This is a genomic window from Micromonospora sp. DSM 45708 (assembly GCF_039566955.1).
In the GTDB taxonomy this organism is placed as follows: Bacteria; Actinomycetota; Actinomycetes; order Mycobacteriales; family Micromonosporaceae; genus Micromonospora.
In genome coordinates, this window is record NZ_CP154796.1 from 2,229,842 (window position 1) to 2,250,975 (window position 21,134).

The 21,134-nt window shown below is 71.3% G+C and carries 14 protein-coding genes; 4 read left to right on the forward strand and 10 right to left on the reverse strand.

Going from position 1 to position 21,134, the window contains the following annotated elements; all coding sequences use genetic code 11:
- Window positions 1-122 precede the first annotated feature (122 nt).
- From VKK44_RS09940 to VKK44_RS09965, 6 genes are all read right to left on the reverse strand, one after another.
- On the reverse strand, window positions 123-941 hold the full coding sequence (locus VKK44_RS09940) for a methyltransferase domain-containing protein (protein WP_343446586.1): 819 nt from the start codon (window positions 939-941) through the stop codon (window positions 123-125).
- A gap of 476 nt (window positions 942-1,417) precedes the next feature.
- Window positions 1,418-2,728 (reverse strand): extracellular solute-binding protein, encoded by a 1,311-nt coding sequence (locus VKK44_RS09945; RefSeq protein ID WP_343446587.1) that lies wholly within the window; start codon window positions 2,726-2,728, stop codon window positions 1,418-1,420.
- 430 nt (window positions 2,729-3,158) lie between these two features.
- Complete coding sequence (locus tag VKK44_RS09950; protein WP_343446588.1) at window positions 3,159-3,599, reverse strand: SgcJ/EcaC family oxidoreductase; 441 nt, start codon at window positions 3,597-3,599, stop codon at window positions 3,159-3,161.
- A gap of 442 nt (window positions 3,600-4,041) precedes the next feature.
- A complete protein-coding gene (locus tag VKK44_RS09955; protein ID WP_343446589.1) occupies window positions 4,042-5,130 on the reverse strand; it encodes a carboxymuconolactone decarboxylase family protein in 1,089 nt (362 codons plus the stop codon).
- Window positions 5,131-5,200: 70 nt separating this feature from the next.
- Complete coding sequence (locus VKK44_RS09960) at window positions 5,201-6,838, reverse strand: GMC family oxidoreductase (RefSeq protein ID WP_343446590.1); 1,638 nt, start codon at window positions 6,836-6,838, stop codon at window positions 5,201-5,203.
- Window positions 6,835-7,365, reverse strand: coding sequence for a DUF5987 family protein (locus VKK44_RS09965; RefSeq protein WP_343447731.1), 531 nt, complete (start codon window positions 7,363-7,365; stop codon window positions 6,835-6,837). Before VKK44_RS09965 ends, VKK44_RS09960 begins: the two co-directional genes overlap by 4 nt.
- A gap of 301 nt (window positions 7,366-7,666) precedes the next feature.
- Here VKK44_RS09965 and VKK44_RS09970 point away from each other — a divergent pair, with 301 nt between their 5' ends.
- Window positions 7,667-8,116: an SCP2 sterol-binding domain-containing protein gene (locus tag VKK44_RS09970; protein WP_343446591.1), complete on the forward strand. Its 450-nt coding sequence runs from the start codon at window positions 7,667-7,669 to the stop codon at window positions 8,114-8,116.
- A gap of 70 nt (window positions 8,117-8,186) precedes the next feature.
- Here the strand turns inward: VKK44_RS09970 and VKK44_RS09975 are convergent, their stop codons facing one another.
- Together VKK44_RS09975 and VKK44_RS09980 are read right to left on the reverse strand one after the other, a co-directional pair.
- Window positions 8,187-9,086, reverse strand: a complete 900-nt coding sequence (locus tag VKK44_RS09975; protein ID WP_343446592.1) for an AraC family transcriptional regulator — start codon at window positions 9,084-9,086, stop codon at window positions 8,187-8,189.
- A gap of 345 nt (window positions 9,087-9,431) precedes the next feature.
- On the reverse strand, window positions 9,432-10,244 hold the full coding sequence (locus VKK44_RS09980; protein WP_343446593.1) for a TIGR03084 family metal-binding protein: 813 nt from the start codon (window positions 10,242-10,244) through the stop codon (window positions 9,432-9,434).
- 309 nt (window positions 10,245-10,553) lie between these two features.
- Between VKK44_RS09980 and VKK44_RS09985 the strand changes: the two genes are divergently transcribed.
- On the forward strand, window positions 10,554-11,633 hold the full coding sequence (locus VKK44_RS09985; RefSeq protein ID WP_343446594.1) for a carboxymuconolactone decarboxylase family protein: 1,080 nt from the start codon (window positions 10,554-10,556) through the stop codon (window positions 11,631-11,633).
- 57 nt (window positions 11,634-11,690) lie between these two features.
- A complete protein-coding gene (locus tag VKK44_RS09990) occupies window positions 11,691-12,686 on the forward strand; it encodes a DUF1702 family protein (RefSeq protein WP_343446595.1) in 996 nt (331 codons plus the stop codon).
- Between the two features lie 596 nt (window positions 12,687-13,282).
- Here VKK44_RS09990 and VKK44_RS09995 read toward each other — a convergent pair.
- Complete coding sequence (locus VKK44_RS09995) at window positions 13,283-14,080, reverse strand: hypothetical protein (protein WP_343446596.1); 798 nt, start codon at window positions 14,078-14,080, stop codon at window positions 13,283-13,285.
- Window positions 14,081-14,187: 107 nt separating this feature from the next.
- A complete protein-coding gene (locus VKK44_RS10000; protein WP_343446597.1) occupies window positions 14,188-15,390 on the reverse strand; it encodes an FAD-dependent oxidoreductase in 1,203 nt (400 codons plus the stop codon).
- A gap of 803 nt (window positions 15,391-16,193) precedes the next feature.
- Here VKK44_RS10000 and VKK44_RS10005 point away from each other — a divergent pair.
- On the forward strand, window positions 16,194-21,131 hold the full coding sequence (locus tag VKK44_RS10005) for an amino acid adenylation domain-containing protein (protein ID WP_343446598.1): 4,938 nt from the start codon (window positions 16,194-16,196) through the stop codon (window positions 21,129-21,131).
- Window positions 21,132-21,134: the final 3 nt, after the last annotated feature.

A 21,134-nucleotide genomic window follows, 5' to 3' on the forward strand; every position in this document is an offset into this window, starting at 1 on the left:
CGCGGCGTCAGCGCGCTACCCAGTTCAGCCGCAACGCCGCCGGCGAGCATCTCCGACCGTGCGGGACGCCGGATGGTCCAGCGGGGCCGCCGTCGGCGGGCTTCCGCTGGACCAGGACGCGATCACTCCGGCTTGCGGCCCCAGGCCTGGACGTACAGGTGTGAGATCACGGTGGTGCCGGGATCGGCGAGGTGACTGCTCAACGCCGAGTGCAGCTCGTCGAATTCCTCTCTGGTGATCAGCTCGCTCGAGATGAGCCGGTCCCGCAGGTTCTCGGCGAAGTCGGCGAGGACCATGCGCCGCTCGTGCCCGGGCTCGTGGTCGATGTAGACGACGGGCCGCACCTGGACGTCGACGAGGCCGGCGCGACGGAGCAGGTTGGGCATCCGCCTGCCGACGAACAGGTTGATGTTGTTGCGGTCCGCGTACTGCTGGGAGACCGCCATGAGCCGGCTCCACGACTCGGCGGGCGGGTCGCACACCTGCCCGACCCGATCGCCCTCGTGGAACGCGACCCATCCGCCCGGGCGGGCCAGCCGCACCGCCTCGGCGACGATCTCCTCGGGCCTCGGCACGTTGTGCAGGATCAGCCGCTCGGTGACGAGGTCGAAGCTGTCGCCGGGGAGGCCGGTCGCCCGCGCGTCGCCTTGCCGCACGTCGACGTTGTCCAGCGTGCGGTCCACCACGAACTTGCGCGCGAGCTCGACCGACTCCGCGTCGCGCTCGACGCCGATCACGGTTCCGGTCGGCCCTACCCGTCTGGCCAACTCGTCCAGGCAGCCACGGGGCCCCACGCCGAGCTCCACGACGTTCTTACCGTCGAGCGGGCCGACCTGGTCGAACAACCATGCCGCCTCGGAGTGGAAGTCCTCCGCCTGTGCCTGTAGCCGCTCGTGCTCGGCGCTCCGGTAGCCAAGAAAGTACTGGTCCTCGCGAATCATCGATGCTGACTTCCCTCGTTGGTCGGGGCCGCGGCGCGGCCGGGGGGAGTGTGGTGCGTTTGCTGAGATGTCGAAGTGCCGCGTCCGGAACACCGGCGCGTCGGGGGGCGGCGTCGTCGTTGGTGTCCGCTGGGGCGTCGGCGGCCACCTCAGGGCGGTGCCGCGGACGATCGCGTCTCGGTGGGACGACTCTCCAGCGGCGTGGTCATGGTGGAAGCTCCTTTCGTGTTTCGACGTGCCATCTCAGTCCAGCCGCAACATCGCCGTCAGGCATCTCCGACCGTGCGGGGCTGTCGGCCGACCACGGGACGGCCGACGCCGGTGACCGCCCACCCGGCGAAACGCCGCCGCCACCCCCCGGGTGTCCGGGAGGTGGCGACCCGACTGCGTTCGCCGCACCTGCCTGCGCGACCGCGATCATCGACGCCGTCGGGTGCGACGGAGCGCGGTCCTTCGGTACGGCCGGGGGAGCGGACTCAGATGCTGACGGTGTAGTCGCGGGGGGTCCGACGGGGCGGCCCGTCGACGTACGAGTTGTAGGCTTCGAGGATCTGTTGACCCTCCTCGTTCGCCTTGGCGAACGCGGCGGCCGGCTCGGCATCGTCGACCAGCACGTCCTGCATCGCGGAGACCAGCTTGCCGACGATGGCGGCGTGGTCGCCCATGAGGGGTCCGAGCGACGCCGGCGAGCCGTCCGTCTCCGCCGCCTGCTCACTGGCCGGTCGCAGGTTGGGGTTGCGCGCGAACCAGTCCTCGGCGGCGAGTGCGTCGAGCGCCGGCGTGGTGATGGGGATGCGCCAGTGCAGCTTCGCCCACTCCGCGACGTAACGAGGGCTGTTCAGGTACTGCATGAACGCCAGCGCGCCGTCCTGCTTCTCCTGGCTGAGACCCGAGGCGAGGAAGAGCGAGAACCCGCCCAGGCTGTTGCCCGCGAGAGGAACCTCGTCGTTGTACGGCATACGGCCGGCCTCGACCGTGAAGCCGTGACGCTCACCTCGCTGAATGAGGTGAGTGGCATCGACGGATGACGTGATGAGCAGGGCGATCTCCTGGTTCTCGAACGCCTTGAAGCAGCCGAGGAAGTCCCCTGCCGTTCCGGTGTACAGATAGTGGCCGTTGCGGTGCAGGCGTCGCCACCACTCGACGTAGGCCATCATCTCGTCCGAGGCGAGGTTGACCTTCTCCGGCCGTGCCGAGCGGCCGTTGTCGTGGTCCGCGATCAGCCCGCCCTGCTGGGCGACCGACTGGAGGAAGAACCAGTAGCAGTTCGGCCAGGCGATGCGGTGCGAGGGCCCGTCGGGGAGTTTCGCCACCGCCTCGCACGCGGCCTCCACCTCGCGCCAGGTACGCGGGGGCTTGGTCACGCCGGCGCGGTTGAGGATGCTCATGTTGGCGTAGAGCACCAGGGTGGACGCCGTCCGGGGCATGGAGACCAGATCACCGGCGTAGCGGAAGAAGTCACGTGCCGCCGGCAGCATGTCGCCGAGCACGATCGGCTCACCGAGGATCTCGGTTCGCCCCGCGATGGCCCCGTCGATGGACGTGAACAGCGGCGAGCCGTCGTTCTTGAGCGTGTCCATCATGGTCCGCGTCAGCGTGAAGTGGAATTCCGCGACATCGGGCGGATTCCCTTGCTCGACGGCTCGGGTCACGGCTTCGGGCATCGTGTAGAAGTCCTGGGCCTTGATTTCGACCAGATATTCCGGGTGCTTCTCGTTGAACTCTTGGGCAGCGGTCACCGCGATGTCCGGCTGATCTGCCATCTTGTAGCTGGCGGGATCGCTCAACCACACGCTGATACCGGTCCTCGTGGCCATATACTAACCCTCCGTCATTATCAATGCGGGCCAATTTCTATGGTGACAAGAAGTTAGCTCGGGTCAGCGTCCCAGTGGCGCGGCGCTGGCCGCAACTTCGACTTTGCTGGGCTTATGGCTCGGCTGTGCGGCGCGCTTACATTTCGTCGCGCGGATGCGATTCGGCCGTCTCGGTGCCGACGTCCGGCACGGCCCGACCGACGGGTTCTCCCGCCGGCCGTGCGGCTCGGGGCGAAAGCGGCGGGCCCGGGCCGGGGCACGGGCGCCGGGTGGCAGCAGCCGTCCAGAATCCGGCGCCCCGACCCGGCATCCGCGATCCCGGACGCCCGCCGCGTCCGGTCCACGTGCTGGCCGGCCGAACGGCGTGCTGCTCCGGCAGCCGCGGCCCGGGCCGGTCGCGCTACTCCGGACGGTTGCGCGGGCAGTTCTGGTAGACGGCGAGACGCCACTGCCCGTCACGCTTCACGAGAATCCACGAGGCGCGGATCGCGGCCGTGTCGGGGAGCTCCGTCTCACCGGCCGGAATGACACCGCCCTGGCTGATCAGCGCGACCGCACCGGGGCCGAGCGGCTTCATGTCGATGGGCTGCCCGGTCACCCGGGTGCCCTTGTAGGGGCCCGCGAACGCGGTCGCCATGAACTGCAGGATCTCCGCGCGGCCCTTCTTGTACACGCCGGGCAGGATGAGCGTTCCGTCCTCGACGAACAGATCGGCGAAACCGTCGGCGTCGTGCGCCGCCCACGTCGCGATCATGCGGGCGGGGAGGGCGGCGATTTCGGCCTGGTCCGCGTCCTGGTCCGCGGTCTTGGCGCCGTTGGGTGCGGAGTTCTTCGTCGTCATGCCGTGCTCGCTTCCATGAGGCCGGTGGCGGCTCGTTCGGCCGTGGCGTGATGGGTGGGCGTCGGCGTATTCGGCGCAGACAACGGCCCGCCGACGTAACGACAATCGCACCGTGACCTGATCGGTGCATCTTCGGTGTTGCCGCGCCCGGGTATCGCCCGACCCGCCGCAGGGGTGCGAGCCGAATTGCGGAAAAGGAGGATGAGAATTCGATTCCGTGCCGACCGTCCGGCCGGCGGAGCATTCATGGTCGAACAGCCCCGGCGGTGCGGGTTCACTTCACCCGCGTATCCGCCCGACGCGCCGAGGCACGCGGGAACGGCGCCCGACCGGCGGTGGCCCCGGATGACGGGGTGCGTATCCCGGCCCGGGACGAGCCGGTCCACGGACCCGATCGTGCCGGGCCCGGCGGCGTGGCACGGAGCCCGGCCGTGCCGGCGGGCTATCGCGTCTCCGGGTCCGCGGCGAGGTCGCGGTGCAGTTCGGCGCCGATCTGCCGGGCTGCCGCGAAGCTCGCCCAGGAGGTGAGTTCGATGGTCGCCCGGTCGTCGTGGCCCTGGGCGCGGAAGTCCCCGATGACCGCGTCGGTGACCCGGTAGGACGCGAGCGCGGTCAGCAACGCCAGCCGCGCGGCGGGACGTTCGTCGTCCGGGAGCTCGGCGACCGCCGACTCCCACCGCGGGTCGCTGCGGGGCACGGCCGGCTCGGGCGTCCGGTCCGCGATCCGGGCCACCACCAACCGGCGGACCCGTTCCGGCACGCTTCGCGCGCCGCCGGCGTCGACAGCGGCGGCGGCCCGGGCCACCGCGCCGGCGATGTGCGGTGGCCCGGCCGCCCAGGCGAGGTCGGCCGCGAGCGGAGCGTCGGGCAGCAGGTCGCCGGACCTTCCGGGGTCCGAGTGCCGGCTCGCCATGTCACGCATGAGTCGGGCGGCGACCCGCCGGACCACCCGCAGCACCGGGGTGGGAGCCGGCGGCATCGGCGAGTCACGCAGGAAGACGTTCACCATCCGGTTGATGTAGTGGAACGTGACCGCGACCCCGATCAGCTCCGGTGCCTGCGCCGGCGGAAACGGTGCCGGGTGGCGCGCCTGCGCCGACGGGTTCCCGCTGGCCCGGGCCCACCGCGCCAACTCCCGCAGGCCGGGGTCGGTGATGTCGCCGGCCCGGTCCACGGCGACCGCCAGGGCGTCGGGTCCACGAACCAGCCCGGCCAGTGCGGCACCGTGCACCTCGACGCAGTACGGGCACTGGTTGGCGAGCGACACCGCGGCGGCCACCGCCTCCTTGACGGACCGGTCGACCAGGCCCGGGGCGAGCATCGTCTCGCGCAGGATCGACCAGCAGGCGGCGAGCGTGTCGGGCGCGGGCGCGTGCAGCATCACCGGTGGCGCGACCATGCCGAAGTCGGCTTCCATCTGCCGGTAGACGCGGGCGGTCAAGCCGGTCGCGGCGCGGAGCGAGACCGGGGCGACGTGGCGGATGTGCGTCACCGACACCCGACGGGTGGCGCGGGCGAACAGGGTTACCACAACGGACTTCTTTCCACGTGGCACGGGGTCGCGGCTTGGTGCCGGCGCGCGGTGCGCCGGCACCCCTCAGCTACGCCGCGCGGGTGACCCCGCGTCGACCAGCGGTCTCACCGTCGGGCGACGGCGCACCGTAGCGTACCGCCACACCACGCTCCTGGGCGGCCCGGACGATGCCGGGCATGGCCCGCTCGGCCAGGGCGGCGATCGTCATCGCCGGATTCACCGTCAACGCACCGGGTACGGCGGAGCCGTCGGTGACGAAGATGCCCGGATGGTTGCGCAGTTGGTGGCCGTCGTCCAGGGCGGAGGTCGCCGGGTCGTCGCCGATCCGGCAGGAGGCCAACGGGTGCACGGTGTACGCGCCGACCAGATCGTTGGTCCAGGGCATGACCCGCGCCAGTCCGTCGCGTTCGAGGGTGTCCTTGACCGCGGCGTCAGACAGTGACCAGCCGCGCCAGGTGTTGGCGGTCGGCTTGTAACGCAGTGGGCCGTTGCCGAGCATCTGCTGCGAGAGCCGGTGTGAGTTGCCGGTCTCGGGCGGCGGCCCGAAGACGCCCTCGTTGTCGTCCTCCGACATGGTGAAGATGGTGAGCCACGACTGCCACCGCCGCATCATCTCCTTCTTCTCCACGCCGAACCAGGTCGGCCCGGTGGCGTCGGGCGCCTGGGCCAGGATCGTGCCGAGGCCCGGTGGGAAGTACAGCTGCTCGAGCGAGAAGCGCTCGTACTCCGGGAGGCTGCCGTCGAGCTGGTCCCAGCTCGCCACCGTGGGCCCGCGGCCGATCTGGTAGGCGGCGTAGGCCTGGCCGCCGTCGCGGGTCAGGCCGAGCACCTCGCGTACCCGGTCCTCGTCGAAGACGGCGGTGTTGAGGCGCTCGCCGTTGCCGGAGAAGTAGCGGCCCACCGCGTGCGGCATCGGGCCCAGTCGCGGCTCGGAGCGTTGCAGGATGACCGGGGTGGCCCCCGCGCCGGCGGCAAGGATGACGATCTTCGCGTCGATGGCGCCCTCGTCGTGCAGGACCCGGTAGTCGACGTCGTCGACGATCCGGTAGTGCACCCGGTAGCCGCCGTCGTCGTTGCGGGAGAGGTACTGGACCTCGTGCTTGGGCCGGATCTCGGCGCCGTGGGCGAGCGCGGCCGGGAGGTAGTTCAGCAGCAGCGAACGCTTCGCGTCGAACCTGCACCCGGCCATCATCCAGTTGCAGTTGGTGCACAGGTCGAGGTCGATCGCGGACGGCGCCGGGTTCGCGGTGCGGCCGGCGTGGGCGCAGGCCGCCGCGAAGAGCCCACCGGCGAACGGCACCTGCTCCCAGGGCGTGAGCCGCACCGGCAGTGCCTCGGCGACCCGGTCGTACCAGGGTTCGAGGGTGTCCCGGCTGATTCCGGCCGGCCACATCCGCCGGCCGATGCTGCCACGGCGTTCGAAGACGAACCGTGGCGCGCGCGGCATCGTGGCGAAGTAGACCACGCTGCCGCCGCCGACGCAGTTGCCGCCGAGCACGCTCATGCCGTCGCCCACCACGAAGTCGAAGATGCGTGTGTAGGACGAGCCGAGCAGGAAGTCGTGGTCGAACTCCTCGGCGGTGAGCCAGGGGCCGCGCTCCAGAACGGTGACGCGCGCGCCGCCGGCGGCGAGATGGTAGGCCGCGATCGCGCCGCCGAAGCCGCTGCCGATCACGAGGACGTCGGTTGACTCGGTAGCGGTCACGCTGGGCTGCCCGTCGTGGTGGTGTTCGGGTGGGAGTCGGCCAGTCGTCGGCCGTAGGAGAACTGGGGAAAGCGCCAGACGCCATCGGTGTCCGGCCGGAAGTAGCCGATGGTCAGCAACCCCGGATGCCCGGCGGCGATCGCGTCGAGCGTGCCCACGTGCGCGGCACTGTCGAAGGCCATGTTGCTGAACAGCGCGAGGGCCACCCACATCTGCTTCTCCGGGTTCTCCGGAGCGGTGAGCAGCTGGACGAGCGCCGTGCGGTCGTCGAACGACAACCCCACGAACGGGGGTACGTCGTCGTCCAGAACCAGGCCGCGCTCCTGCGCGTACTCGGTGGCGTGGTCGTTGAGGGAAATGGCGAGCGCGTCCAGGGCGGGTGCCAGACCACCGCCGGGCGTCTCCAATAGTTCGATGGCGCCCGATGCGACAGCGCCGCCGCCGGATGCGGCACCGGCGATGGCACGGTCGTCGGGCGAACGCTTCTCTCCGGGGACGATCGTGTCGGCGTACGCCTCGATTGTCATTGTCCGCGCCGGATCGGCGTCTAGCATGTCGGGTTGCACGGCGTCTCTCCCAGTTGGTCGTGCTGCCGTTTGGACGGGATTGCACGCGGTCTCTGGCGGCCGGGGGCCGCGGACCAGAGTTGGGCGGTTCCGTTCGCGATAGGACCATCGTGGCCGGTTTAAACAGGCTGATGCATCTCCCGCGTTGCGTCGCCGGTGTTAGTCGCGGTCACGCAACCTCGGAGTCGGAACATTCGTGACTGTTGCACAACAATCGACGCCAGTGCCAGTGCGCACACCGGCCACCCATTGAGGAGTGCCTATGGCTATCAATGACACCAACCCGGCGACGATGGATCCGCGCGAGTTCGCCCGGCTGGTCAAGAGGACGCCGACCGCCGAGCTGCGCCAGATGATGCACAGTGAACGGCGTTCGGTCGTGCTCGACGAGCTTTTCTCCCGCATGCCCGGGGTGTTCCGGGCCGACCGGGCGCGCACCCTCGACGCGGTGATTCACTGGTTCGTCGGCGACCGGCCCGACGGCGGTGTGGACACCTACGAAATGGTGATCGCGGGCGGCACGTGTGCGCTGTCCCCGGCGCCACGGGCGGAGCCCGATCTGACCCTCGCGCTCGGTGCGGTGGACTTCCTGAACCTGGTTACCGGAAATGCACACGCGGTGGGGCTGGTCATGCGCGGCAAGCTGAAGACCAAGGGCGATCTCGCGCTGACCGCCAAGTTTCCCAGCCTGTTCGATGTGCCGAAGCCCTGACGCACCAACACCGCGACGAATTCGGCGCCCCCGGTCATCCGGGGGCGCCGAATTCGTCGCGGTGGCGATGTCAGGCGGCGCGGGCGGCGTTGCCCGGCGCACGGGTGGCCGGGCCGCGGCGCCCGCCCCTGCCGCCGCGCTCCGGCCGGCCGGCGTCCGGTTCGGCAGGCGCCGACGGGTCGAACCCGTGCCCCTCCGGCCGGGTGCGCGCCTCGACGATGCGCCGGGCCGTCGAGCGGACGTCCTGCAACGCCAGCAGCACGGGCGGGTCGAGCAGGCGCAGCGGACGCAGCGCCAGCTCGGGCAGGGCGACATCGTCGTCGTCCCGGACCTGGACGGGCCCGTGCCGCAACACGTACGGTCGCACGCCGCGGGCGGCGGGCTCGTTCACCACCCCCGGCGGCAGGGCGTGCACCAGCAGGAACCACGATCCTTCCGGCACCTTGTCCAGCAGGTAGGGCCCCGGTCGATCGAGCACGGTGCAACTCACCGGCCGCCCCTGCGGGATCTGCTGCGGGAACAGGCCGATGAACGTGTGGCCGAGCGGGGCGTCCGGCGGGGAGGAGACGATGCCGCCGACGGTCGCCGACGGGCTGCGCGCCGCGTCGGACTGGTTGTCGACGGCGATCCGCGGCACCAGGCCGCCGTACCGACGGTAGGCCGTCGGTGATACCCCGACACTGCTGGTGAACCGGGTGCTGAAGGTGCCGACGCTGTTGTAGCCGACCAGGTGACTGATGTCGACCACATTCAGGGAGGTGCAGACGAGGAGACGCTTCGCCTCCTGGAGGCGCATCGCCGAGAGGAACTTCCTCGGCGACAGGCCGGTGACCCGCTGGAAGATCCGGGAGAAGTGGAACTTGCTGAACATCGCGGTGCGGGCCAGGTCGTCGATCGTGAGCGGTTCGCCGAGCCTTTCCCGCATGCATCTGATGACCCGGTAGACCGCCTGCTCGATTGCCTTGTCCATGTCGCCTCCCCCGGTTCCCCAAGGATCGCTCTCGGGGTAGCACGCCGCTCCGCCGCATCGACATCGTGAGCGCAGACGGGAATCGGGCCACAGGGCTTCGGAGAAGAGCCGCCACCAGTCGGCGGCGGTCTCCCACGGCGCCTGCCACCCACCCACCCACTCGCCCACTGAAGTCTCTGATCCGACTGACCGGGGCGCATCTCCAGGATTGCGTGACGCGTGGTGTGGGCGCCTGTCCGCATCCTGTCGACACGGCGGCGGTGGGGCCGGATCCTTCGCACAGGAATCCGTCGATGCGCCCGTTGAACGACCGGCCCCGTGCCCGGCGTGTGGACGTCGTCGGTGTCAGCCGGCTGCGGCCTCGATGTGGGCGAACTGGCCCGGCCGGCGCCCCGACCCGGCCGGTCCGCGGTACGCCTGCGCGATGTCCAGCCAGGCCTCGGCGTCCGGCCCGGTCGCGGTCACGGCGAGGTCGGCGCGGTGCCGACGACGGGTCACCAGCAGGCAGAAGTCGGCCGCGGGACCGGTGATCCGCTGCGTCGCGTCGTCCGGACCGAACCGCCAGTGCGCGCCCGAGGGCGCCGTCAGGTCGAAGCCGAACTCCACGTCCGGTGGGGTGAGGTCGCGGGCCAGGTAACCGAAGTCCCAGACCCGCACCGCGAACGCCACCAGGACACGCAGCCGGTCGGTGTACGTCCGCCGCACCCCCAGCGCGTCGGCGATGTCCTGGCCGTGCCCGAACAGCTCCATCATGCCGGCGGCGGCGAGGACGCCCGGCGGCAGTGGCCGGACCAGCCAGGGCACCGGCTGATCCGGCGGCGCGGCGGCGAGCGCCTTCTCGGCGGCGGCCCGCACGGTGCGCCACTGCCCCAGCAGCACCTCCGGCGGGTCGTTGAGGAAGCGCTGCATGGCGCCCCGGACGTTGGCGTCGAAGTCCGGCGTGAACGTCGCGGCCATCCTGGTGAAACCCGCCGGGTCGGAAGCGGCGGTACCGGCCAGATGGAACGTGGCCGTGAGGTGGGCGATCTGGTGCGTGATGGTCCAGCCCTCGGCGGGCGTGGGCAGCGCCCACTGGTCCGGCGTCAGGTTTGCCACCAGGCGGTCGACATCGTCGCCGTCGGCGACCAATGCGGAGATGATTTGCTCATGGTCGGGCAACAGACTGTCCTTTCTGGAAAGTCCGCGCGTCCGGCGTCACTAATGGGTACGCAGGTTGACTGAGCGCGGTCTATTCAGCATGACCGAGCCCTGTCGGCGTTCATCTCCGTCCGTGCGGACGTCCTCCGCATGCGTGCGGAGTCTGCCCGGTCGCGCAATTAACCCCGCCTGTTGCGCATTCACGGAGACGATATCGCCGGCCGCCCCGCCCATGCTGAGGACATGGTCACCCATCCGCTTCCCCGATTGGAACCGCCAATCCCGACCCCGCCGTGGCACCTCACCGCACCGAGTTCGTGAGACCAGGCCATGGTTGCCAAACGGGTCATCTCCTCCGTGCTCCAGCGGCAGGTCAAGTACGTCAGCGCCGTGCCGCCCACGGCCGCCACCGGCCTTGTCGCCGAGGTCTACGCGCAGGCCGCCGACGAGATGCGGGTGGTGATCCCGCCGATCCTCGCGCAGTCCCCGTCGCCGCCGTCGCTGGCCGCCTACTGGACACTCACCCGCGAGACGCTCACCGCGACCGGTCGGGTCGACCGCGCCCGCAAGGAGGCCGTCGCGGCGGCGGTGTCGGTGGCCAACCTCTGCCCGTACTGCGTCGACATGCACAGCATCGGCCTGTACGACCTGTCCACCGAACAGATCGCGGAGGCGATCGTCGCCGACCGCGCGGGTGAGGTCACGGACCCGGGACTGCGTGCCGTGGCCGGCTGGGCGCGGGTCGCGCACCGACCGGACGAGCCGGCCGTACGCCAGCCGCCGTTCTCCCCGTCGGACCGGCCGGAGCTCGTCGGGGTGGCGGTCACGTTCCACTACCTGACCCGGGTGGTGAACGTGTTCCTGCCAGGCTTCCTGGTCCCGCGCAGATTCGGGCCGAACGCCCGGCGCCGGTTCAAGCACGGGCTGAGTCAGGTCCTGAGCCCGCTGTTGCGCGAGACCCGCCTGTCGGGCCGGGCGCTGGCGCTTCTGCACGACGCCCCGCTGCCGGCGGACGCGGCCTGGGCTCAGGGCCACCCGGTCGTGGCCGCGGCCGTGGCGCGTTCCTTCGCGGCGCTGGACGCCGTCGGCGAGCGGGCGCTGTCCCCGGATGTGCGGCATCTGGTCCGCGAGCGCCTGTCGACCTGGCGGGGTGAGGAGTCCGGGCACAGCCGGGAGTGGTGCGAACGGCTGATCGCCGATCTGCCCGAGGCGGACCGCGCCGCCGGCCGGCTCGCGCTGCTGACCGCCTTCGCGTCCTACCAGGTCGACGAGGACGTGGTCGCCGAGTTCCGGGCCCGGGAGCCGAGCGACGCCGCGCTGGTGGAGGTCGTCGCGTGGGCGAGCTACGCAGCTGCCAGGCAGGTGGGCGCGAGGCAGGTCACCACCGGGAGCAACGCACTCCCGGAGTAGCACTTCCGTGGCTTATAAACCAGTCTGTGTCGAGATGTCAATGTTTGGGGGGGCCTCGTGCCGACCACGCTCGGATCGCTACGCCGGTTGGTGTTGACACCCTCGCTCCGCGAGGTGACGTTCGAACGTCGCGGTTTCCCGGGCGCGTCGTCGTCGACGGCGAGCCGCCTCGAAGCGATCCCGCAGGCGGTGATCTGTGGCTTCGAGTGGGGGATCGACGCCCGCGACCAGTGGGAGGTGGAGCGGCGGCTCAGCCTCATCGAGGCGGAGCAGCGTGGGTTCGCCTACGAGGGCGCCACGATGGCGTTCACGGTCCTCGACGCGATGCGAGGAGGGCGCGGGCACCGCACCCGTGACCTGCTGCGCGGACCGGGCCAGCCGCACATCTTCCTGGCCTACATCGGCATCGGCTTCGCGATGGCGAAGCTGCCGCGGGCGCTGTGGAAGCGGATCGTCCCCGACCTCGACGGCACGCCGTACCACCCGACGATGAGCTGGCTCGCGGTCGACGGATACGGCTTCGACCTGGCCTACTTCAAGACCGACCGGTGGGTCGACGAGCAGCGGGTGCCGGCGACGTATCCGTTCCAGGGATGTCCGCAGTACTTCACCCGCGCGGTGGACCAGGGCATCGGCCGGGCGTTGTGGTTCATCCACGACGGACGGGTGTCCGACGTGGCCGCGGCGGTGGGGCGATTCGCCACCCAGCGGCAGGGCGACCTGTGGAGCGGGGTCGGGCTGGCGGCGACGTTCGCCGGCGGTTGCGCGCCCGGCGACCTGGCCACGCTACGGCGCCTGGCCGGGCCGTCGTGGACGGAGCTGGCGCAGGGCTCGGTGTTCGCCGCCAAGGCGCGCCACTACTCGGGCACCGTGCCGCCACACACCGAGACCGCGGTCGCCGCGCTGGCCGGCCTCACCGTCGAGAAGGCCGCTCTGCTCGCCGACGACGTCGCCGTGGCCGAACAGGACGCGGGCGCCGCACCCGCGTACGAGCAATGGCGGCAGCGGATCCGCACCGCTGTCGCGGCCTCGACCGCGCACGACGCGCGCTGAGGCCGTTTCCCGCCGCCGGCGGACGGGCGCAACGGGAGGCCCGGCCGGCGGTTCCACCGCACATCGACGAGACGGTGGTGCGGCCCGACCGGAGACATCGACGCGCACAGGGCATCGGAAATGGTGCTCCGCACCGCTGAAGATGTGCACGCGTCGCCCGGGGCCGCAGAATTGAGAAGCCGGGCTGGGCGCGGTCGATCGAATTGACGACGACCGCGTTCGGCCCCTCCAACCGGATCGGCTGGACCGGACGCCTTCTGCGCGTTCCCGAAATCGCGGCTCAGCTCGCCCGCGCCGCGACGTCGCCACCGCCGAGAGAATTGCGACGCACCCGGACCCGAGCGAATACAAAGGGCGTTCCCGCGCATCGTCCACCGGCCGCGGCTACCGGGGCGGTGGTGAAGGCCGGGGACCCGCTCAATTCGATGACCGACGGCCACCCGGGCCGGCGTGCTGCGACGTCGGGGCAGCGTCGAACGCGCGACCCCGGCCGGCGGGACCTGCCCGGTAAGCCCGACCGACCTGTGCCGGCCGGTCGCCGGCACAGGTCGGGTCGGGCGGGTTCGTCGCCGCGGCCACCCCGCACGGGTGGCTGCTCAGTGCGGCTCGACCTGCGTCGCGATGAACTCGGCCAGCTCGGGCTTGATCGGACCGGCCGGCTGCGTCGTCGGCAGCTCCACCACCTGGTAGGCGTCCCGACCGAGGCCCTTCACCTCGACCGTCGAGGGGGAGTCGGTCAGCGCCGTCACCGTCGCCCGACCGACAGCCTCCGTGCTGGACGTGTCGTTGCGGCAGGCCAGCAGGAAGGCGAGCCAGCCGCGGTACCACACGATCAGGTCGGAGAAGGCTCCCATCGTGCCGGTGAGGCCCCGGCCGGCCGCCAGCGCGGCCACCTCGTCATGGAAGAGCTGCTCCATCGCGGCGACGACCGCCCACGGGTCCCCGTCCAGCTCCGGGCACGAACGCTTGGCCGGACCGAACTTCGCGAGGTACTCGTCGAACTTCTCCCGCACGAGCTCGTCGTCGGGCCACCCCGGCTGCACCAGGAGGGCGGTGACCGGACGGCTGGACGCCAGCAGGCCCGCGACCCGCAGGGAGAGCGCCGAGGAACTGCAGTGCCCGATCACGTACACATGGCCCTGGTCGGCGCCGGACCTCAGGAACTCGTCCGCGCAGGCCTCGGCCAGCTCCGGCACCGGAATGTAGAGGCGTTTGCCGCTGAGCGCGCCGATGGGGTCGATCTGGAACACCGGCCTGCCGTGGACGCGCTCGCTGAGCATCTCGCTCAGGCGCGGCGCCATGGACAACGCCTGGAAGTCGGCCACCAGGATGGGATCGGCCTCGCCGGGGCTGAGCCGCCGGAGAACCGGTTCGTCGAGGTCTGAACGCGTCATGTCATCCCTATCCGCTCGTGTCACCGCGCGCCGTTCATGGCCATCGCCCCGGCGCCGGCGCAGGAATTCTTGTCGGACGATGCGGTCCCGCGTCTGCTTCCGCCGCCTCACAGCCGGGCGAGGAGGTCTCTGGTGAAGAGGTCCTCCGGCGAGAGGATGCCCGCGACCACGCTGAAATAGCGTTCGGTGAGTTCCGGGGAGTCCTGGATGGCGCGGAGGAGGGTGAGGAGGTGGGGGTCCGGGTCGAGGCGGGCGGTGACGAGGTTGGTGTGGTAGGTCGGTTTCATGTGTTCGTCTCGGGCGCTGGCGAAGCGGGCGAGGGCGGCGTGCTGCCGGACGGGGTCGTTGATCGTGGCTGTCGGGTCGTCGCCACTGTTGAGTTCGGTGGCGAGCAGCTCCGACTGGTGGAACGCGTCGGTGATGCCGTGTGCGTTGATGGAGTCCTTGTGGTGGCCGGCGTCGCCGACGAGGGCCCAGCCGGGGCCGTGGGCGCGGCGGAAGAAGTTGCGTTGGTCGCCGGTTCCGTAGAGACGGTCGGCCATGGTCGCTTCGGCGAGTCGCTCCCACAGGGCAGGCGCGGTGGCCTGGATGTTGGCCAGGTAGGCCGCCTTGGGATCGCGTCGCACCTGGGCGAACTGCTCCTGGGGCAGGTAGGAGGCGATCAGGGTGAGGTCGTCGTGTGTGCCGACCGCGGCGACCCAGCCGCCGGTACGTTCGTAGATCTCGAAGTGGGCCGGTATGCCTGACCAGTAGGTGAAGTAGACGCAGGTGAGGTTGGGGTGTTCGGCGTAGTGGGGCGCGTCGACGAGTTTGGCGACGGTGGACCGCATCCCGTCGGCACCGATGACGAGGTTGGCACGTTCGGTCGTCTCGGCGCCGTTCCCGGTCCGCAGGCGGACGCCGGTCACCCGACCGTCCTCCGTGGTGAGGCCGGTGACCAGGGTCTGCTCGCGGACCTCGACGCCGGCGGCTGCGGCGGCTTCGGCAAGGATGGGGTCGAGGATGTAGCGACGGGGGGCGAAGGCGCCGACCACACCCGGCAGCGTGGGTGCCGGCCCGCGCAGGTAGACGTCGGCGACCTGGTAGCTGACGGTCTGTAACGGCGGGCAGCCGGACCGTCGTACCTGGTCGAGCAGGCCCCAGCGGGCGAGTCGTTCGACCCCGGATTGGTGAATGTACAGCGTGGACAGGGTGTCGCTCGGGTACTTGGCACGGTCCAGCAGGAGCACCCGGTGTCCGGCTCGGGCGAGCAGGAGCGCCGTTGTGGCACCCGCACACCGCGCCCCCACCACAATAGCGTCGTAGGTCACCCCTTCATGGTCGGGCCGGTCACCGGCCCGACCAACTTTGCCCGTGCCCGACCTGCGGCGCGATCTCCCGGCCGAACCGGGCCGAGACGGCAGATTCCGGGCAGCGCCGATCGCGCTGGCGCCGCCGGTGGGCAGCGGTACGCCGGCTCGGCGCCTCGGGACCGGTGCCGGCGACCGATGCGAGAACGGTCACGTTTCTGCGCCGGGTGACACGGGGGCGTAAAAGTGTCTCCCGAGCCTTTCCGAATGGCATTCGAAGCGCGTTCCGCGGCGTCGTTCATATGTGTTCTTCTCATTGTCGAGGCGATGGGGGATAGGCGCGTCCGGTGACTGGTCGGAGGGCGTCGGCAGCGACATTCCGCAAGCTCCGAGCTACTCCTTCGGCAGGGCCCCGGGCCTGAGCAGGATGTCTCGCCGCGTCCGGCAACGGGAGTTGCCGTGCGGTTATCCCGCAGCATCTGACAGGACTCGTGCCGCCGCCGGATAAAACGGAGGCCCAGCACTCCCGGAGATGCGCCGACGGAAACCCGGTGCGACGCTGGGTCATCGACCGGTGTGAGCAAGCCAAGTCCTTTACCTGGTTCTCGTGATAACGAGGGCCAGCACAGCTTGCCTCGAGTACGTGAAGAGCATTGGGCCGACATGTGGCTCAACAGCCCGATCAAAGCCGACTGTGGGTGAGTGGAGCAGCCGTGACAACGCGCGTCAGTGACCAGGTAACGCCGGATTCTGCTGTTCCGGCAGAGGAACTCTTGTGTGAGTTGTTCGCGGCGCAGGCAGCCCGGACCCCTACCGCGACGGCGGTGGTGTCCGGGGACGCGTCGCTGTCGTATGCGGAGCTGGACGCCAGGTCGAACCGGCTGGCCCGGTACCTGGTCACGAGAGGGGCCGGGCCGGGGCGGCTGGTCGCGGTGGCGACGGAACGGTCCGCGGAGATGATCGTCGCGGTCCTGGGGGTGCTCAAGGCCGGCGCGGCGTACCTGCCGATCGACCCGGCCAACCCCGCCGACCGGATCGCGTTCATGCTCGCCGACGCCGCCCCCGCCGCCATCCTCACCTCACGTGCCCTGGCCGCGACCGCGGTGGGCGCGGCGTCGGACGGCGCGCGCCCGGGCGTGGGCGGCGATCAGATGATCATGTTGGACGACCCGGCGGTCCACGCCGCCGTGGCCGCTCTCCCCGGTACCGCGGTGTCCGATGCGGACCGGCTCGCGCCGCTGCTGCCCGGGCACCCGGCGTACGTGATCTACACGTCCGGGTCGACGGGCCGGCCCAAGGGCGTCACGGTGGAGCACCACTCGGCGGCCTGGTTCGTGTCGTGGGCGGCGTCGACGTTCGGCGCGGAGCGGTTCAGCCGGGTGCTGGCGTCGACGTCGTTGAGCTTCGACGTCTCGGTGTTCGAGGTGTTCGGACCGCTGGCCTGCGGCGGGTGCGTGGAGGTCGTGCAGGACGTGCTGGTACTCGCGCGGGGCGGATGGTCGGGAAGTCTGATCAGCACCGCGCCCTCGGCGATGGCGGGGGTGCTCGCCGCCGCGGAGACGTCCGCGACCGCGCAGACAGTCGTGCTGGCGGGCGAGGCGCTGACCGGCCCGGTGGTGCGGGCCGTACGGGCGGCGGTGCCCGGCGCCCGGGTGGTCAACGCGTACGGGCCGACCGAGGCCACCGTGTACGCCACCGCCGGCGACGTGGCGGCCGGGCCCGACCTGGACGACCGCCCGGTCCCGATCGGCCGGCCGCTGCCCGGCGCGCAGGTGTACGTACTGGACGACAGGCTGCGGCCGGTGCCGATGGGCGGGACCGGCGAGCTGTACCTCGCGGGCGCGGGGCTGGCGCGGGGATATCTGAACCGGCCGGCGTTGACGGCGGACCGGTTCGTGGCGTGCCCGTTCGGCACGGGGGAGCGGATGTACCGCACCGGGGACCTGGTCCGGTGGGCCGGTGACGGCCAGCTGGAGTTCCTGGGACGCGCCGACGACCAGGTGAAGATCCGGGGACTGCGGATCGAGCCGGGCGAGATCGAGGCGGTGCTGGCCGCGCAGCCCGGCGTCAGCCGCGCGGTGGTGGTGGTGCGGGAGGACCGTCCCGGCGACCCGAGGCTGGTCGGCTACGTGGCGCCCAAGCCCGGTGACCAGGTGGATCCGGCGGCGCTACGGCAGGAGGCCGCCCGGACGCTGCCGGGCTACATGGTGCCGGCCGCGGTGATGGTCATGGACAAGCTGCCGCTGACGGTGAGCGGGAAGCTGGACCGCCTGGCGCTGCCGGCGCCGGACTTCAGCGCCGCCGCCGGCGGCGAGGAGCCGGCCACCCCGCAGGAGGCAGTGCTGGGTGAACTGTTCGCGCAGGTCCTGGGGGTCGACCGGGTCGGCGTCGAGGACAACTTCTTCGACCTGGGCGGCCATTCGCTGATGGCGACGCGGTTGATCAGCCGGGTGCGGTCGACGCTGGGCGCGGAGTTGCACATCCGGATGGTGTTCGAGAATCCGACGGTCCGGTCGCTGGCCCGTTCGCTCCAGGAGGCGGGCAGCGCGCGGACGCCGTTGACCCGGGTGGTGGACCGCCCCGAGCAGTTGCCGTTGTCGTTCGCTCAGCAGCGGTTGTGGTTCATGAACGAGTACGACGGGCCGAGCCCGTTGTTCAACGTGCCGTTCGCGTGGCGACTGCGGGGCGGGCTGGACGCGGAGGCGCTGACGGCCGCGCTACGGGACGTGGTGGGCCGGCACGAGGCGCTGCGTACCGTTTTCGCCGTCGCCGACGGTCAGCCGTACCAGCGGGTGATGGACGCCGCGGTCGCGGTGCCGCAGGTGACGATGGCGGCGGCGGACCGGGCGAGCCTGCCGGGCCTGCTGGAGCAGGCCGTGCGGTACGTCTTCGACCTGGCCGGCGAGCTGCCGGTGCGCGCCTGGCTGTTCCGGACGGGGCCCGCGGAGCACGTGCTGGTGGTGGTGATGCACCACACCGCCAGCGACGCCTGGTCGGCCGAGGTGCTGGTCCGGGACCTGAGCGAGGCGTACCGGGCGCGGCTGGCGGGGCGGGCGCCGGAGTGGGCGCCGCTGCCGGTGCAGTACGCCGACTACACGCTGTGGCAGCGCCGGCTGCTGGGTGAGGACCGGGCCGGCGACGGCGTGCTGGCTCGGCAGTTGGAGTTCTGGCGCTCCGCGCTGGCGGGGCTGCCCGACCAGCTGGACCTGCCGGCCGACCGGCTCCGGCCGCCGCAGCCGTCGCATCGTGGCGGCCTGGTCGAGCTGGAGCTGGACGCCGGCCTGCACCGCGCCGTCGAGGAGCTGGCCCGCGCCCACCGGGTGACGGTGTTCATGGTGTTGCAGGCAGGGCTGGCCATGCTGCTGTCGCGCTCCGGGGCGGGCACCGACATCCCGATCGGCACGATGGTGGCCGGCCGCACCGACGAGGCGCTCCACGATCTTGTCGGGTTCTTCGGCAACACGCTGGTGCTGCGGACGGACCTGTCCGGGGACCCGGGCTTCGGCGAGCTGCTGGGCCGGGTGCGGGAGCTGGACCTGACCTCGTTCGCCAATCAGGACGTGCCCTTCGAGCGCCTCGTGGAGGAGCTCAACCCGGTCCGGTCCGCCGCGCGGCACCCGCTGTTCCAGGTGATGCTCACCATTGACGACGACACCAGCAGGCAGTGGCAGGTGCCGGGCCTGGAGGCGGAGTCCGAGTCGCTGGTCGGCGAGACGGCCAAGTTCGACCTCAGCATGTTCTTCCGCCCGGAGTACGCCGCCGACGGCTCGCCGGCCGGGATCCGCTACTCGTTCGAGTACGCCCGGGACCTGTTCGACGAGTCGACCGTGAACGCCCTCGGTGGCCGGTTGGCGCGACTGCTGAGCCAGGCGGTCGCCGACCCGGGCCGCCGGATCAGCGAGCTGGACCTGCTGACGCCCGCTGAGCGGGAGCTGGTGGTGCACCGGTGGAACGACACCGCCCTCCCGGTGGCCCCGGCGACGGTGCCCGGGGTGTTCGCGACGCAGGTGGCCCGGACCCCGGACGCGGTCGCGGTGGTCGACAGCCAGACGAGCCTGACCTTCCGGGAGCTGGACGAGCGGTCCAGCCGGCTGGCGGCGAAGCTGGTGGACGCGGGCGTCACCACGGAGTCGCGGGTCCTGGTCGTGATGCGGCGCTCGGCGCAACTGTGGGTGTCGCTGCTGGCCGTCCTGAAGGCGGGCGGCGTGTACGTGCCCGTCAACGTGAGCTGGCCGGTGTCGCGGATCGCGTTCGTCGCCGACGATGTGGGCGCCGTGGCGGTGCTGTGCGACGAGGAGCTGACGGACCTCGCCGGGCAGGTGCGGCCGGAGGGCGCGCCGATCCTGCTGGCGACCGCCGGGGACGCCGCCACCGGGACGCGGGAGGACTTCACCGTCGCGGAGATCCACCCGGACCAGTTGGCGTACGTCATCTTCACGTCCGGGTCGACCGGGGTGCCCAAGGGCGTCGCGGTGACGCACCAGGACGTGGTGGACATGGTGCTGGACCCGGCGTGGCCGGACGGCGTGCACGAACGCATGCTGGTGCACTCGCCGCACTCGTACGACATCTCGACGTACGAGCTGTGGATAGCGCTGCTGCGCGGGGGCACGCACGTGGCGGCGCCGGCGGAGGAAATGAGCATCTCCCGCCTCGCGGAGGTGATCGCCTGGGCGGCCCCGACGGCCATGTGGCTGACGTCGGCGCTGTTCGACGCGGTGGCGGCGGAGCAGCCGTCGGCGCTCGCCGGGCTGCGGATGGTGGTGGTCGGCGGCGACGCGGTGTCCGGCACCGCGGTGCGGCGGGTGGTCGAGCGGTGTCCGGGCGTGATCATGGTGAACGGGTACGGGCCGAGCGAGTCGACGACGTTCACGACGTTGCACGCGATGACCGAGTTCTCGGACGAGCAGGCGGCGCAGCCGGTGCCGATCGGCGGCCCGATGGCCAACATGCGGCTGTACGTGCTCGACAGCGCCCTGCGGCTGGTGCCGGTGGGCGTGACGGGCGAGCTGTACATCGCCGGCGCGGGCATGGCGCGGGGGTACATGAACCGGCGCGGGTTGACCGCCGAGCGGTTCGTGGCGTGCCCGTTCGAGACGGGCGAGCGGATGTACCGCACCGGTGACCTGGTCCGGTGGAACGCCGACGGCCTGCTGGTGTTCGTGGGACGCGTCGACCTCCAGGTGAAGATCCGGGGCTTCCGGGTCGAGCCGGGCGAGATCGAGGCGGCGCTGGTCGCCCAGCCGGACGTGGGTCAGGCCGCGGTGGTGGCCCGGGAGGACCGTCCCGGCGACCGGCGGCTCGTGGCGTACGTGGTGCCGACGTCCGGTGGCCGGGTGGATCCGGCCGCGGCGCGGCAGGAAATCGCGCGGACGTTGCCGGAGTTCATGGTGCCGTCGGCGGTGGTGGTCATGGATGCGCTGCCGCTGACGGTGAACGGGAAGCTGGACCGGCGGGCGTTGCCGGTGCCGGACTACAGCGCGGTGGCCAGCGGCCAGGAACCGGGCACCGCGCGCGAGTCGGTGCTGTGTGACCTGTTCGCCCAGGCCCTGGGCGTCGACCGGGTCGGGGTCGACGACAACTTCTTCGACCTGGGCGGCCACTCCCTGCTCGCCGCCATCCTCCTGGCCCGGCTGGAGGACCAGCTCGACATCAAGATCGGGCTGAAGACCTTCCTCGCCAACCCCTCCGTCAACGGCGTCACCAGCCAGGTGGCCCTGTCGAACACGGACCAGCGCAGCGCGAGCACGAGCGCCGCGTAGAAA